The 14,259-nt window shown below is 64.1% G+C and carries 13 protein-coding genes; 5 read left to right on the forward strand and 8 right to left on the reverse strand.

From position 1 onward, the window contains the following. Positions 1 to 34: 34 nt before the first annotated feature. The 4 genes from ACZ5TB_RS11255 to xseA all read right to left on the reverse strand — a co-directional run bounded on the left by ACZ5TB_RS11255 (position 35) and on the right by xseA (position 6,011). Positions 35 to 3,106, reverse strand: coding sequence for a TonB-dependent receptor plug domain-containing protein (locus tag ACZ5TB_RS11255; protein WP_464791293.1), 3,072 nt, complete (start codon positions 3,104 to 3,106; stop codon positions 35 to 37). A 317-nt stretch (positions 3,107 to 3,423) separates the two neighbouring features. After that, the gene (locus ACZ5TB_RS11260) at positions 3,424 to 4,263 is read right to left on the reverse strand and encodes a M23 family metallopeptidase (RefSeq protein WP_464791294.1); all 840 of its coding nucleotides are present in this window, start codon (positions 4,261 to 4,263) and stop codon (positions 3,424 to 3,426) included. After that, on the reverse strand, positions 4,260 to 4,472 hold the full coding sequence (locus tag ACZ5TB_RS11265; protein WP_464791295.1) for a DUF2093 domain-containing protein: 213 nt from the start codon (positions 4,470 to 4,472) through the stop codon (positions 4,260 to 4,262). Before ACZ5TB_RS11265 ends, ACZ5TB_RS11260 begins: the two co-directional genes overlap by 4 nt. Positions 4,473 to 4,505: 33 nt before the next feature. Then, positions 4,506 to 6,011: an exodeoxyribonuclease VII large subunit gene (xseA, locus tag ACZ5TB_RS11270; protein ID WP_464791296.1), complete on the reverse strand. Its 1,506-nt coding sequence runs from the start codon at positions 6,009 to 6,011 to the stop codon at positions 4,506 to 4,508. Between the two features lie 7 nt (positions 6,012 to 6,018). Between xseA and purD the strand changes: the two genes are divergently transcribed. Together purD and ACZ5TB_RS11280 are read left to right on the forward strand one after the other, a co-directional pair. Continuing rightward, positions 6,019 to 7,296, forward strand: a complete 1,278-nt coding sequence (gene purD / locus ACZ5TB_RS11275; protein ID WP_464791297.1) for a phosphoribosylamine--glycine ligase — start codon at positions 6,019 to 6,021, stop codon at positions 7,294 to 7,296. Positions 7,297 to 7,371: 75 nt separating this feature from the next. Next, positions 7,372 to 7,884 carry a hypothetical protein gene (locus tag ACZ5TB_RS11280; protein ID WP_464791298.1) on the forward strand — a complete coding sequence of 171 codons (513 nt, stop codon included), beginning with the start codon at positions 7,372 to 7,374 and terminating at the stop codon, positions 7,882 to 7,884. Between the two features lie 73 nt (positions 7,885 to 7,957). Here the strand turns inward: ACZ5TB_RS11280 and ACZ5TB_RS11285 are convergent, their stop codons facing one another. The 4 genes from ACZ5TB_RS11285 to mutY are packed head-to-tail and all read right to left on the reverse strand — an operon-like array spanning position 7,958 to position 12,096. Next, entirely contained in the window at positions 7,958 to 8,755 is a 798-nt protein-coding gene (locus ACZ5TB_RS11285) for an inositol monophosphatase family protein (protein ID WP_464791299.1), read from the reverse strand. Further along, positions 8,742 to 10,088 (reverse strand): TldD/PmbA family protein, encoded by a 1,347-nt coding sequence (locus ACZ5TB_RS11290; protein WP_464791300.1) that lies wholly within the window; start codon positions 10,086 to 10,088, stop codon positions 8,742 to 8,744. Before ACZ5TB_RS11290 ends, ACZ5TB_RS11285 begins: the two co-directional genes overlap by 14 nt. Before the next feature lie 47 nt (positions 10,089 to 10,135). After that, positions 10,136 to 11,038: an NAD(+) diphosphatase gene (gene nudC, locus ACZ5TB_RS11295; protein WP_464791301.1), complete on the reverse strand. Its 903-nt coding sequence runs from the start codon at positions 11,036 to 11,038 to the stop codon at positions 10,136 to 10,138. A 5-nt stretch (positions 11,039 to 11,043) separates the two neighbouring features. Further along, positions 11,044 to 12,096 (reverse strand): A/G-specific adenine glycosylase, encoded by a 1,053-nt coding sequence (gene mutY / locus ACZ5TB_RS11300; RefSeq protein WP_464791302.1) that lies wholly within the window; start codon positions 12,094 to 12,096, stop codon positions 11,044 to 11,046. A 26-nt stretch (positions 12,097 to 12,122) separates the two neighbouring features. Between mutY and ACZ5TB_RS11305 the strand changes: the two genes are divergently transcribed. From ACZ5TB_RS11305 to ACZ5TB_RS11315, 3 genes are read left to right on the forward strand one after another with little or no spacing between them, the layout of a single operon-like run. Continuing rightward, on the forward strand, positions 12,123 to 12,665 hold the full coding sequence (locus ACZ5TB_RS11305) for a DUF721 domain-containing protein (protein ID WP_196224990.1): 543 nt from the start codon (positions 12,123 to 12,125) through the stop codon (positions 12,663 to 12,665). 45 nt (positions 12,666 to 12,710) lie between these two features. Beyond that, positions 12,711 to 13,391, forward strand: a complete 681-nt coding sequence (locus tag ACZ5TB_RS11310; RefSeq protein WP_464791303.1) for a thioredoxin domain-containing protein — start codon at positions 12,711 to 12,713, stop codon at positions 13,389 to 13,391. 45 nt (positions 13,392 to 13,436) lie between these two features. After that, entirely contained in the window at positions 13,437 to 14,171 is a 735-nt protein-coding gene (locus ACZ5TB_RS11315) for a thioredoxin domain-containing protein (protein WP_464791304.1), read from the forward strand. The last annotated feature ends 88 nt before the right edge of the window (positions 14,172 to 14,259 follow it).

Consider the following 14,259-nt stretch of genomic DNA (forward strand, 5'->3'; position numbering starts at 1 on the left):
TGGCGCCCCCTCCCCTTTTTAGTTCGATCAGGCCTTAGAAGTTGGCCTTCACGCCAAGTCGGTAGGCGCGACCGTAGATGCCGGTACCACCCTGGACCGGGTTGTAGTTGTTGGCGCCATAGGTGACCGGATCGATCGGCGGCAGATCGTCAAAGACATTGAGCACGTTCAGATAGACCGTGAAATTGTCGTTGAGCTTATAGCTGGTGGTGAGATCGACGGTGATATAATCGTCGACATTGCACGGCACGAACTTCGGAGAAAGCATGCCGCAACCGCCCGAAGCGCCTGGCCCTTCGACATCTTCGGCCGACAGATTATAACCGCCGAAGAATTCAGCCGTGGCAGAGAGGGTGAGCCGCTTCCATTCCAGCGTGTTGGTCCAGCTGCCGTGCCATTCGGGCGTACCCGAACCGGCAGTCAGGCTGTAATTGCCGATGGTGCCTTCATAGCTTTCACGGCTGCCGTCGGCGAAGGTCGTATCAAGATTGATAATGTAGGTCGCCTCTATCGAGCTGGTGAAACGAACATCGCCGAGGTCGAAACGCCCCGTTGCGGCAAAATCCAGACCTTCCGAACGGATCGTGGTGGCGTTGATCAGCGGCGCCTGGACATAGGCGACGCGCGGCAGCGCCGTTGGATTTTGTGGATCGGGCGAATCCTGGATGATGTTATAGCCCGCCGGGATCGCCTGGCCTGAATAATAGGCCGCAAGTGCGGGGCCGAACGGGGCCGGGATGATCGCGCCCTTCTTCTTGATATTGTAATAGTCGACGCTGAGGCGGACGTTCCGCATCGGTTCGAAGATCACGCCCGCCGTCCAGCTGGTCGATTTTTCGGGTTTCAGATCGGGGCTGGCAAGCTGGGTCTGACCGTAGCTGCTGGAACTGAGATAGGTCGGGCAGCTGGTGAAGGTCGCCCTCGTACAACCAAATTGCGCCAGGTAGGATTCTGGGAAGGTTGATGCGGTGTTGTTGACGAAACCCGTCGTCGGCAGCGCATTTGCTTCAGCAAAGCTTGGGATACGGAACCCCTTCGACCAGGTGCCACGCAGCGTCAGGGCGTCGATCGGCTTGTAGCGGAATCCCACCTTCGGAGAGAAGGCGTCCTGGCCGCTGTTGTAATTGTCATAGCGGCCCGACGCGTTGACTTCGAAGCCTTCGAAAGCGGGCACGCTCAGTTCGACGAAGCCCGATCGGACCACGCGCTCACCCTTGGTGCCGAAAGCATTCAGAACGAAATAGCGTTCCGTGGGACCGGCAAAGTCGTCGTTGGCGCTGGGAGCATTGATTGCCTCAAGCCGGATCTGGCCGCCAAAGCCGAGTTGCACCGGACCTGCTGGCAGTTCGAACAGCGTGCCATTGAAGCTCACCTGCGCGGCGTAGAGTTCGGATGTTGACTTGGTAACATTGTCCGGCGACAGATAATCGAGCACTGATTGACTGTTGGACAGCGGATTGACGAAATTATAGCTGCCATCGGCCACGACGTTGAGCAGACGCTGGATGTAGACATAGCCCTTTGACGTGCGCGTAAGGTCTGTGCGCATGCCGACGATGTCCGCCGCGAAGTTCCAATTGTCGGTAATCGGACCCGAAATGGAGAAGGCGCCGCGATAGGTGCGGCTCAGCGTCTCATTATATTCCTGCAGGTTGGGAATGCGGCCAAGGATGCGCGCCAGTTGGCCCTGTGCCGCGAAGGGATTGTTCGGATTGAGCGTGCCGTTGCTGGCATCGCAAGTAGCCTGGGGGACGCCGTTGACCAGGGGGCAGATATAGACCGGCAACGCCAGGGCGAACGAGCCCGGAGCGTTGGGTAGGCCGCTATTATAGGTGCTGAAGCGGGGGAACGCGATGCCTGCCGGGCCATTGGCGCGGATGGTCGCCGGTTCACCGGTATAGCTGACCTTGCTTTGCAGATAGTTGGCTGTGAAGGACGCTTCGATATCGTCTGTGACGGCAACGGTGGCCTTGAGGGCACCGCCGAAACGCTCGATCCGGGGCGAAATGACGCCATATTGGCGCACCAGATCGCCCTGGCAGACTGTGGTGGGAGCAAAGGCGTTTTGACTGGTGTCGGCCAGTTCCCCCGGAGTGAGCGTATATGGCGTTTCGCCCGCGATACAGCCTGCTGCCGGGTTGAGGAACTGGTAGCGGCCGAGCGGATCATCCAGCGCGCTCAACGAATCCGTGGGTGCGACGAAGAATGTGGTGGCGAAGGAGCGGCGATCGCTTGAGGACGTAGCATCGTCCCAGCCCACATAGCCGGTGCTGGACGGGTTGATCGAGCCGCCATTGGGGCCGACCTGAGGGCCACACACGCCGTCGCGGCAAATGCCCGACAAATCCTGCGAGTTGTAGGGATAGGGGCGGTCACGGTTATAGAGGGCGTTCTGACGATACCAGAAGCCGCTGGCGTAGATATTGTAGCCATCGCGGTTGAGGTCGCCGGTGCCCGCCGTCAATGTGATGCGGTAGTTTTCACCATCGCCGCGCTCGGTGAGGCCGCCTTCAATGCGGCCGCCTACGCCCTTGAACTGCTTTTTCGTGATGACGTTGATGACGCCCGCGATTGCATCCGCGCCATAGGTGGAGGAAGCGCCGTCGCGCAGCACTTCGACGCGATCGACGATGTCGTCTGGAATGGTGTTCAGATCGACGAAGTTGCGCGTCGCGTCATCCGCCAGCGGATAATAAGCCGCGCGCTGGCCATCGAACAGGACCAGGGTCGAACTGGTGGTGAGGCCACGCAGAGACACGGCCGACGCACCCGCCGCGAAGGCTCCGTTTGCCGAAAAGCTGTTGGTGAGCGCGGCACCATTGTTGGACGATATGCGCTGAAGCGCTTCCTGCGTGCTCTGGATGCCGCGCTGGTCAAGCGACTCGGACGTCAGGACCGAGATCGGCGAAGGCGTGTTGTTCACGTCCTGCCGCAGGATGGAGCCGGTGACCACGATGGTCGCTTGAGGTTCTTCGGCCACGGTGCCAGCCGGAGTATCCTGCGCAAAGGCAGGAGCGGCGAGCGCCGCGAAACCGGCGCCCGCGCATGCGAGCGCCTGCAGCGCTGCGCTATTGCGCAGCCACGCATTGTTCGAGATTTTCTTCACAGTCCAGTCCCTTGCTCTGGAGCGACGCAAGCAAACCTGCGCCCTTGATTTTGACGCATGAAGGGGGGCCTTGGAGCCCGACAGCAAACCCCTCTTCATCCGTGCTCGGGATAGTCTGCGCAGTCGTTTTATGCGTGTAAAGCAATGCTGCTGGCATTAGCGCACTTTGCTGTTTCACTGTCGTAAATTTGCCACATAGGCGATAAGCGCGGTTTTACGTTCGTTTAACAACTTATTTGGCGTCATTCATGGCAGACGGAACTTTGATGCTCTGCCATTGCCACAGGTTACACTAAGTTGCGCAAATGCATCTCAGATCAGTTGGCTGGCATTGGTCCGGTGAGCAGAAGCGGGTCGATCCGCGCTTCATTCCAGCGCAAACCCCAGTGAAGATGCGGGCCTGTCGCGCGGCCAGTCGCACCAACCGCGCCGATGCGCTGACCTTGGCGGACGGCTTGGCCAAGCTGCACGTCGATGCGCGACAGATGGAGGAAAGCGCTGCTGAGGCCTTGGCCGTGGTCGATGATCAGCAGATTGCCCTCCAGCGTGAAGGGATGATCGGCCGCCAGCGTCACCACTCCGTCAGCAGGCGCCAGAACGGGATCGCCGGTGACCGCAGCGATATCGATGCCGCCATGATAGGCGCCGGGGATGCCCTGATAGACGCGCTGCGATCCGAACAGGCCGGAGATACGGCCGACGCGCGGCCAGAGGAAGCGCTGGCGCCAGCCTTGGGCGCCGGTTTCCTGCGCGCGGGCGGCGGCGATTTGCGCCAGTTCCGGGCGGCGCAGCGCGAGGAAGGCTTCATTGTCGCGCACTGGGCGGAGGGGCGTGTTGACGCGCTCGATCCGCCAGGCGCGTGGGGCGATGCTGATGGGCTGGTTGATGATGCGACCGTCGGAGAGGCGGGCGGTGAGCTGTGCCTGCGGCCCGGCGTCACGGTCGAAAGCGATGAGGAAACGGCCATCGGGATCGACGCGGACGAGTTGATTGTCGAGGCGCAATTCCGCCGTCGCGGGTGGCGCTATGCCGGTGAGCGTGCCGCCCTGCTGCGCGGTGCCTTGAAGGGTGATGCCAGCGGCGGGGATGGGAGCCGGATTACTCGCTGCGCCCACACTGCCGGTCATCAGCAGAAGCGCGGCTGCCCAGCATTTCATCGCAGGCGGCGCGCCTTCAACTCGGCCTGGGCCGAGGCTTCGGCGCTGGCATAGGGCTCCTGCCGGGCGATGCTCCAATAGCGCAGGTCGTCGAGAGGTATCTGCTGGCCGGTGACGGCGCAAACAACATGGTCACCTGCCTGAAGCACACGGAAGCTGTAGGCCATATAATGGAGGCGGGCCGGACGATCGCGGTTGGACATCAGCATGGGATCAGGCGGCCTTCTTCACATTCATGCACATCAGGAGAACAGGTCCTGCTGGCGGGTTTCGCCGCCTTCCTGCGATTTGCGGGAAGGGCGGGATGAAGGGGATATAGCTTGCGGCGGCGCCTTCTCAAGGGCTGGCGATGACGGGCCGCCTTCCACCGTCGCCGCGACCGCACCATCGTCGAAATGGAGCGACACCGTACCTGCCGCACGGGCTTCATCGACTGTTTTGACGAGCCGGTCCCCCGCCATGACGCGGGCGAAGCCGCGCTTGAGCGGCAGGTCGGGATTGACCGAGAGGAACAGGCGCGACAGGCGGTCGAAGGCGGTGGCGCGGTCGTTAAAAACGCGGGTGAGATAGTCAGGGCGCAGGCGCTGACGATCGAGCCGTTCCTTCGCGCGGCTCAGATGCTGGTGCAGGAGCGCGGGACGGAGCGCACCGCCAGCTTGCCCCAGATGCGCGCGCGCGTCCGCGACCCGGTGGCGCAGGCCATTGCCAAGATCACCCGACAGCTGGTCGAGCCGCTGACGCTGAGGCGCAAGCAGCATGTCGGGCGTGGGCATGAGCCGGGCCTGCACCTCCAGCCGCTCGCGCGCCTGCGCAGCACCGCGACGCACCGCACGGTTCATGCGCAGGCCCTGTTCGGTCAGCATCGCCATGAGGTCGGCGCGTACCGGCACCGCCATTTCGGCAGCTGCGGTCGGCGTGGGCGCGCGCATGTCGGCGGCATAGTCGCAAAGCGTCGTGTCGGTTTCATGTCCGACGGCGGAGATGATCGGGATCGAACATTCGGCCACGGCACGGACGACGATTTCCTCGTTGAAGCTCCATAGATCCTCAACCGATCCACCGCCGCGCGCGACGATGACGAGGTCGGGACGGGGAACCGACCCGCCGGGCTGCATGGCCGAAAAGCCGCGTACGGCGCGGGCCACCTGCTCGGCCGCGCCCTGTCCCTGCACCAGCACCGGCCAGAGCAGGACATTGGTCGGGCAGCGATCTTCGAGGCGGTGGAGAATGTCGCGGATCACGGCGCCGGTGGGCGAGGTGACGACGCCGATGGTGCGCGGCATGAAGGGGAGCGGGCGTTTGGCGGAGCGGTCGAACAGGCCCTCGGCCGCGAGCTTCTGCTTCAACTTTTCGAGTAGGGCCATCAGCGCGCCCTCGCCCGCCAGCTCCATCCGCTCGATCACGATCTGATATTTGGAGCGGCCGGGATAGGTAGTGAGCTTGCCGGTGGCGATCACCTCCACCCCGTCCTGTGGCGCGAAGGGCAGCCGTTGCGCCCCGCCCTTCCACATCACGCCGTCGATGACCGCATTGTCATCCTTGAGGCACAGATAGAGGTGCCCCGACGCGGCGCGCTTGAATCCGGAAATCTCGCCGCGCAGGCGGACATGGCCGAAGCGATCCTCAACCGTGCGCTTCAAGATCGCCGACAATTCGCTCACCGAAAGCGGCGGTGCGTTGTCCCCCGCCCGTTCCTCGGCTAACAGGCGGCCCGATGCATCCAAACCAGCTTCATATTCCGGGGACATGGGCGAAATGAACATCCTTCTGTTGGGCAGCGGCGGCCGCGAACATGCTTTGGCCTGGAAGCTGGCGCAATCGCCCAGCCTCACGACCCTTTATGCAGCGCCCGGCAACCCCGGCATAGCCCAGCATGCGACGTTGGTCGACCTGGATGCCACGGATCATCGCGCGGTGGTCGATTTCTGCCTGCGCCATGCGATCGGGCTGGTGGTGATCGGACCGGAAGCGCCGCTGGTCGATGGGCTGGCCGACAATCTGCGGGTCAAGGGCTATCCGGTGTTCGGGCCGGGCAAGAAGGCGGCGCAGCTGGAAGGGTCCAAGGGCTTCACCAAGGATCTGTGCAAGCGCGCGAACATTCCGACTGCCGCCTATGAGCGCACCCACAGCAAGGATGGCGCGATCGCGGCGCTTGGCGATTTCGGCCTGCCGGTGGTGATCAAGGCCGATGGCCTGGCGGCGGGCAAGGGCGTGATTATTGCGGAGACGCGCGATCAGGCTGTCGAAGCGATCGAGGACATGTTCTCCGGCGCGTTCGGCGCGGCTGGCGCGGAAGTAGTCTTGGAAGAATTTATGACGGGCGAGGAGGCGAGCTTCTTCGCACTCACCGACGGCAGCGCCATCCTGCCCTTCGGCTCCGCGCAGGACCATAAGCGGGTGGGCGACGGCGATACCGGACCCAATACCGGCGGCATGGGGGCTTATAGCCCGGCACGGGTGCTGACGTCCGAGCTGGAAGCCGAAGTGATCGAGAAGATCATCCGGCCCACCGTTGAAACGTTGGCCGCAGAGGGGACGCCTTATTCGGGCGTGCTTTATGCGGGGCTGATGCTGACCGATGAGGGGCCTAAGCTGATCGAATATAATGCGCGTTTCGGCGACCCGGAATGCCAGGTGCTGATGATGCGCTTCGACGGCGATCTGGTCGAACTGTTGCTGGCGGTGGCGCAGGAACGGCTGGCGGAACAGGGGCCGGTTACGTTGGCGGATCGCACTGCTTTGACGGTGGTGATGGCGGCGAATGGCTATCCGGGCACGCCGGAAAAGGGCGGCGCGATCGGCGGCATAGACGCGTCCGAAGCGGGCGGCGCGCGGGTTTTCCATGCAGGAACGGCGGACAAGGATGGCGTGCTGGTCGCCAATGGCGGGCGGGTCCTGAACGTCACGGCGAGCGGCGGCAGCGTGGGCGAGGCGCAGGCAGCAGCCTATCGGGCGGTGGATGCCATCGACTTTCCGACCGGATTTTGCCGTCGCGACATTGGCTGGCGCGAAGTGGAGCGCGAGGGGCGCTGAGACCGTTCAATACGGGCTCTTGCCGATTGTGCGCCAGCGCCCTTAGATAAGGGCCTGAAAACAAGAGGGAGCGTGATGCAGGAATTTTTCATGGACTTTGGCCTGTGGCTGCTGATCGGCTTGCTGGTCCTGATCGGCGTCGTGTTCCTGCTGTCGGGGCGCAAGACGCCCGTCGACAACGCCCCGGCCGAGCGTGCCCCGGTGGTGGAACGGCAAGAGCCGCCGGTAGCGCCCGCCGCCGCAGAGCCGGCGATCGTTCCGCCCACGACGATCGCGGCTGAGCCTCAGCCTGTAATTGCGCCTGCGTCGCCGGTTGCGGCTGCTCCGGCAGTAGCGCCAGCGTCGGATGCGCATGACAATCTGCTGACGTTGAAGGGGGTCGGCCCCAAGCTCAACCAGTTGCTGATCGAACTGGGCGTGACCCGCTATGCGCAGATCGCCAGTTGGAGCGACGCCGACATTGCGGCGATCGATACGAAGCTTGGTAGTTTCAAGGGTCGGCCGGTGCGAGACCAATGGGTTGATCAGGCGAAATATCTGGCGGCTGGCGATACTGCCGGGTTCGAAGCGAAATACGGCAAGCTTTAGGGCGTAGCGAGCGCCGGTGTTAGCTTCGGCTCAGGAAAAAACGAGAGGCGATCGGACCACGTAACGCGCTCTTTCAGCCTTGCCCTAGCAGTTCGCGGGCACGGGGGGCTAGGCGCTGGGTTGCGGCTTCATGGATGCCGGGGGCTGTGCAGAGGAGGCCGAAGGCGGTGGGATCCGGGCGGTTAAAGGACAGGGGGACGCCGAGCGCGTCGGTGACGGTTGCCCCCGCTTCCTGCGCGATCAGCGCGGCGGCGGCGACATCCCATTCATTGCCCCAGCGGACAGTGGCGACAAGGTCGGCCTCATCGGCGGCGACCATAGCCATGCGCAGGGCTATGCTGTTGGGCTTGTGGACAGTAACGAGGTCGCGGTCGTAGCGGGGAAGTTGGTCGGCGGGGACGCGAGCGCCGGGCAGGATCATGCGGGACCCTGCGGAAAGGATGCGGCCGTTGCGGGTGGCGCCCTCCCCAGCCCGCGCGATCCACAATTCGTTGCGGGCGGGCGCGGCGAGGATGCCGATGCGCACCGCGCCATGTTCGACCAGCGCAACCGACACGGACCAGCCCGGACGACCGCGCAGATAGTCGCGGGTGCCGTCGATGGGATCGACCACCCATACGCGGGCAAGGTCGAGGCGATGGACGGTGTCGGCGGTTTCTTCGGACAGCCATCCAGCGGTGGGGTCGATGATGCTGAGGCTCTGGCGGAGCATCTCGTCAATTTCGAGGTCCGCCTCGCACACAGGATGGCCAGGGACTTTCTCCCACTGGCGCACCTGCGTCTGGCCGCCCGCCCAGAGGGTGAGCGCCCGGTCGGCCGCGTCCGATACCGCGCCGACAAGCGCGCGCAGATCGATTTCAGCCCCCGGCAACGGTCATCCCGTCGATGCGGATAGTGGGCACGTTCATGCCGTAGCGGAATACAAGGTCGTTCGCGGGGACGAGGGCGCGGAACATGTCTTTAAGATGGCTGGCGATCGTGATTTCCGAGACCGGACGGGTGATCACGCCATCCTCGATCAGGAAGCCCGCAGCGCCACGGCTATAATCGCCAGTGACCCCGTTCACGCCCATGCCGATTAGTTCGGTGACATAGAGGCCGCGCTTGATGTCCGCCATCAGGGCGGCGGGAGAGATGTCGCCCGGTTCCATATGCACATTGGTGACGCCTGCGCCGGGCGCACCGCTGCCGCCCCGGCTGGCATGGCCGGTGGGTTGGAGGCCAAGCTGGCGGGCGGAGGCGCTTTCCATCAGCCAGCCGGTCAGCACGCCTGCATCAATCAGGGCACGACGGGCGACCGGCAGTCCCTCACCGTCGAAGGGGCGCGAGCGCATTCCGCGCAGGCGGAGCGGATCGTCGATGATGGTGATGGCGCTGTCGAACAGCTTCTCCCCGAGGGAATCGAGCAGGAAGCTCGACCGACGGGCGATGGCGGGGCCGACGATGCCGCCGATCAGATGGCCGAGCAGGCTGGAGCCAATGCGCGGGTCGAACAGGATGGGAAGGACGCCGCTTTCGAGTTTGGCGGGGTTGAGGCGGGCGACGGCGCGCTCCCCCGCGCGGGCGCCGATCGTCGCGGCATCATCCAGATCAACCAGATGGCGGACGCTGTGGCTGGCATGGTCCCGCTGCATGTCCGCGCCGGTGCCCGCAAGGACGCTGGCCCAGGTCGAATGGCTGGTGCCCGCATAGGCACCGGCAAAGCCGTGGCTGGTGGCGAGCGCGACCTGGCTGCGGCCGTTGGATGCGCCGCCCCCTTCGCTATTGGTGACGCCGCTGACGGCGCGGGCGGCTTCCTCGACAGCGAGGGCGCGCTCGCGCAGTTTCGCGGGTTCGGGCTCGCTCGGATCGGCAAGGTCCAGTGCGGGCAAGGCGCCACGCAGCAGCCTGTCTTCAGGCGCGAGGCCCGCATAGGGATCTTCCGGCGCCTCCCGCGCCATGGCGATGGAACGATCGACCAATGTGCTCAAGGTCGCGGGATTCATGTCCGACGCGGCGATGCTGGCGGAGCGCTGGCCGACGAAGACACGCAGGCCGATTTCTTCGCCCTCCGATCGCTCCATATCCTCCAGCGCGCCAAGGCGCACCGCGACCGTGGTCGAGGCATTGCAGGCGTAGATGGCGTCGGCCGCGTCAGCCCCGGCCCTGCGTGCCGCCGTCACCAGATCCTGCGCGCGGGACTGGGCTTCTTCGAGGCTGAGCATGGGTGCGGGGCATTCCTGCTGAAGGGTGAGGCGTCAGGTCATGGGCCTTACGCGCTTGGACCCGGCTGAGCAACCTGCGCATCGGCCCAATATTTGAGGAGATGGTAAGCGACAGCCATTGGCGGAGGCGAGGTGAAAGGCGCGTCTGAATCCCCTGCCAATGCGGCGCGGACTCCGGTTGCGTCGCACCAGAATGCATGCTGAATCTCGGTCTCGTCCAGCGTCAGCGCATCGTCGTCGGCTTGGGCGACACAGGCGATCATGAGCGATGATGGGAAGGGCCACGGCTGGCTCATCACATAGCGGACGGAGTGGACGGTGACGCCTGCCTCCTCCTTGATTTCGCGCACGACAGCTTCCTCGATGGTTTCCCCCGGCTCCACGAAACCGGCAAGCGCGGAATAGAAGCCCTGCGGCCAGCTATGCTGCCGACCGACCAGCACCCGCCCGTCATGCTCAGCGAGCATGATGACGACCGGATCGACGCGGGGAAAATGTTCCGCATCGCAGGCGCCGCAGCGGCGCGCCCAGCCCGCCTTTTCCGGACGGGTACGCGATCCACAGACAGAGCAGAAGGGATGGCGGCCGTGCCAGTGGACGAGGCTGCGCGCTGCGCCGTAGAGGGCGACTTCGTCGGCGGGTACTTCGGTGACGATGGAGCGGCTGCGGGCGCTGGGGACGAAATTGTCGCCCTTTTCCTCGGCGAGGTGGACGAACACCGGGCGTTGCGCTTCGTCGAGGCCAAGGAGGAGGTAATCTTCGGCTCGAGCGTCGGAAGCCAGCGGCTCCATCCGCAGATGACCGTCCTGCGTGACCGGATCGAGCCCGTCGAGGACAATGCAGCGGGCATCGGGATTGGCGAACGCCTGCGCCGCAAGGCCAGGGTTGGCGCGGATTTGATCGGCGCGGTCCAGACGACCGCCTGCGTAACCGAGCTGGTCAAGGGACATAGGCTTCATTCTCCTTTCATCGCCGCTTGCGCCGCGCGGCGGAACAGGGTGGGCAGACCCGCCTCGTCTATTCGAGAGAGCGGCCACCATTCGCCGTCTTCGACAGGCAGGCTTTCCTTTGCCACTTGAGCGACATGAACGGTCAGGGCCAGTGAGAAATGGGTGAACACATGGGCAACGGGTTCCGATAGCGTTTCCCAAGACGCCGCGAGCGGCGGCGTCGCGTCAGGAGCAGCGCTCCAGTCCGAAGAGGGAAGCGCGCGCATGCCGCCGAGCAGGCCCTTGGCCGGGCGGCGGATCAACCAGACATGACCGTCCGCCCGCTCGATCCACCAGCTATGGCCGAGACGGTGCGGCTTCGCCTTCTTCGCGGCCTTGACCGGGAAGGCGGCGGGATCGGCCGTGCGAAAGGCCGCGCAATCCTGCCGCAGTGGGCAGATGCCGCAGAGGGGGTTGCGAGATGTGCAGATGGTCGCGCCAAGGTCCATCATCGCCTGCGCGAAATCGCCAGCGCGGGCATCGGGGGTGATGCTGTCCGCAGCGGCGCGGATGGCGGGACGGGCAGCGGGCAGCGGCGTGTCGATGGCGAACAGGCGCGCGACGACGCGCTCCACATTGGCATCCACCACCACCGCGCGGCGGCCGAAGGCGATGGCGGCGACGGCGGCGGCGGTATAGGCACCGACGCCGGGCAGGGCGCGCAGGCCGTCTTCATTGTCGGGGAAAGTGCCGCCATGCCGGTCCGTCACTGCGCGGGCGCAGGCGAGCAGGTTGCGGGCGCGGGCATAATAGCCAAGGCCCGCCCATGCAGCCATGACGTCGGCATCCTCCGCCCCGGCAAGCGCCTCCACGGTCGGCCAGCGATCGGTGAACTTCGCGAAATAGGGGCCGACGGCGGCGACCGTCGTCTGCTGGAGCATGACTTCGGACAGCCAGACGCGATAGGGGTCTGCCGCATTGGCACCCGGTGGCGCTCGCCAGGGCAGGCGACGGGCATGGACATCATAATGTCCGAGCAGATCCGCTGCGATTTTCATGAGGTTCCGCTCGACGTCCATGGCCGCCCTATGCCATTAAGCGGAGCATGACGGAACGGCCCGCGACACCCAAATTGAAAAGCCGTGCCCAGGCAGCGGCCGAGCGACCTCGCGTCGGCGGCCCGCGCCAGATTGCCGATCTGATGCCGCAGATCGGCGCTGCCGCTTTCCGCAAGTTCGGCTTTGTCCAGTCGAGCATCGTCACGCGCTGGGCCGAGATTGTGGGGCAGCATTATGCGGAGATTTCCGCCCCCGAATCGATCCGCTTTCCGGTGGGGAAGAAGGCAGGCGGGACGCTGCAACTGACGGTGATGAGCGGTCATGCGCCGATGATCCAGCATGTGCTGCCCGACATCATCGATCGGGTGAACCGCTTCTTTGGCTATGCCGCCGTGGCGAAGGTCGCAATGAAGCAGGGGGAGGTGCGCGGTTCCACGCCCGAACGACGCCCGCCGCCGCGTAATTTAAGGCCGGTGCCGGTGGAACTTGGCGATTCGCTGCGCGACATTGGCGACCCCGAATTGCGCGCCGTTCTGGAGTCTCTCGCGCAGGGGCTTGTCAATTCCAATGGTTTGCCGAAAATCAGCTGAATCATTCAATTGCCGTACAGGGGCGGCCCTTCATTGGAAGAACGCATGACGAAATCGCGCTTGCTAATCCTTGGCCTCCTCGCATTGATCACCCTCCCCGGCGCGCTGATCGCCGCGCCCGCCATCAACTGGACGACACGGGTCGCGCTGTCGCCCATTGGGGGACATGTGATGGGCAATCCGGCCGCTCCGACGAAGCTGGTCGAATATGTGAGCTATACCTGCTCGCACTGCGCCCATTTCGTGGGTGAGGCGAGCGCGCCGCTGAAAGCCGACTATGTGAAGGGCGGAAAGGTCAGCGTGGAAGCGCGCAATGCGGTGCGGGACAAATATGACCTGACGGCGGCGCTGCTGGCGCGATGCGGCGGGCCTAAACGCTTCTTTGGCAATCATGAGGCGCTGTTTGCCAATCAGGACGCCTGGATGGAACAGTTGCAGGCCTATGACCGTGGCGCGGCCAAGCCATCCGAGCAGATCGCCTTGTTGCGCGACATCGGGCGTAATACGGGCCTTTACACATTGATGGGCAAACGCGGCTTCACGCCTGCTCAGCTTGACGCCTGCATCGCCAATCCAGCGGCGATGAAGCAGATATTGGCGATGACCGACGAGGCGTGGAACAAGGTGAAGATTGGCGGCACGCCTGCCTTCACCATCAACGGCAGGCTGGTTGGCGGGTCAAGCTGGACCAGCTTGCGCGATGCATTGCCCGCCGCCGCACAGTAAACTAAACCCTTGATCCTGACGCCCGAGCAACGGAGCCTGCACGCAGTGAAAGCCATTACCGGACTTGCCCTTATCGCCCTGTCGATGACCGTTTCCGCCTGCGGAGACAAGGACGCCACCAGCACGACGTCCGCCGAACCAATCGCCCCCGTCGCCGCGCCCGCAGGCACGAGCTGGTCAAACACGGTCACCCAGACCACCGATGGCAATTTCGTCATGGGCAATCCCCAGGCGAAGGTGAAGTTGATCGAATATGCGAGCTACACCTGCAGCCATTGCCGCGATTTTGCGGCCGAAGCATCGGAGGAAATCCGGAAGATCGTCGATAGCGGCAAGATGAGCTACGAGCTGCGCAATTTCGTGCGCGACCCGATCGATATCTCGACATCCCTGCTGGCCCGCTGCGGCGGCAAGGATGTTTTCTATCCGCTGAGCGATCAGTTCTTCGCCAATCAGAATGCGATGTTCGAAAAGGCGCAGGCCTTGGGCGACGCCAAATATCAGCAACTGATGAGCGCGCCGCCTGCGCAGCGTTTCGGTAATTTGGCCGAGGCTGTCGGATTGGTCGATTTCGCCAAGCAGCGTGGGATTGCCGAGGATAAGGCTAAGCAGTGCCTGGCCGATACCGCCGCCGCCGAAAAGCTGGCCAAGGGCGTCGAGGCGGCAAACAATCAATATAAGATTGAGGGCACGCCGACCTTCATCCTGAATGATGTGAAGATCGACAATGTCGCAACCTGGGCGACATTGCAGCCCAAGCTCAAGGAAGCGGGTATCTGATTGGCTCAAGGGGGGCAGACATTTGCGATGAGTTTGCCCGCTGAAGGCGGGGCAGCATCACGCTGCCCCGGCAATTGGCCCGGCGGGT

It is taken from the genome of Sphingobium sp. TomTYG74 (genome assembly GCF_055393875.1).

Bases quoted from the DNA above. Each gene is read 5' to 3' on its own strand.
- ACZ5TB_RS11260 (WP_464791294.1), bottom strand. From the start codon at position 4,263: ATGAAATGCTGGGCAGCCGCGCTTCTGCTGATGACCGGCAGTGTGGGC.
- xseA (WP_464791296.1), bottom strand. From the start codon at position 6,011: ATGTCCCCGGAATATGAAGCTGGTTTGGATGCATCGGGCCGCCTGTTA.
- ACZ5TB_RS11280 (WP_464791298.1), top strand. From the start codon at position 7,372: ATGCAGGAATTTTTCATGGACTTTGGCCTGTGGCTGCTGATCGGCTTG.
- nudC (WP_464791301.1), bottom strand. From the start codon at position 11,038: ATGTCCCTTGACCAGCTCGGTTACGCAGGCGGTCGTCTGGACCGCGCC.
- ACZ5TB_RS11265 (WP_464791295.1), bottom strand. From the start codon at position 4,472: ATGCTGATGTCCAACCGCGATCGTCCGGCCCGCCTCCATTATATGGCC.
- ACZ5TB_RS11290 (WP_464791300.1), bottom strand. From the start codon at position 10,088: ATGCTCAGCCTCGAAGAAGCCCAGTCCCGCGCGCAGGATCTGGTGACG.
- ACZ5TB_RS11305 (WP_196224990.1), top strand. From the start codon at position 12,123: ATGACGGAACGGCCCGCGACACCCAAATTGAAAAGCCGTGCCCAGGCA.
- mutY (WP_464791302.1), bottom strand. From the start codon at position 12,096: ATGGACGTCGAGCGGAACCTCATGAAAATCGCAGCGGATCTGCTCGGA.
- purD (WP_464791297.1), top strand. From the start codon at position 6,019: ATGAACATCCTTCTGTTGGGCAGCGGCGGCCGCGAACATGCTTTGGCC.
- ACZ5TB_RS11310 (WP_464791303.1), top strand. From the start codon at position 12,711: ATGACGAAATCGCGCTTGCTAATCCTTGGCCTCCTCGCATTGATCACC.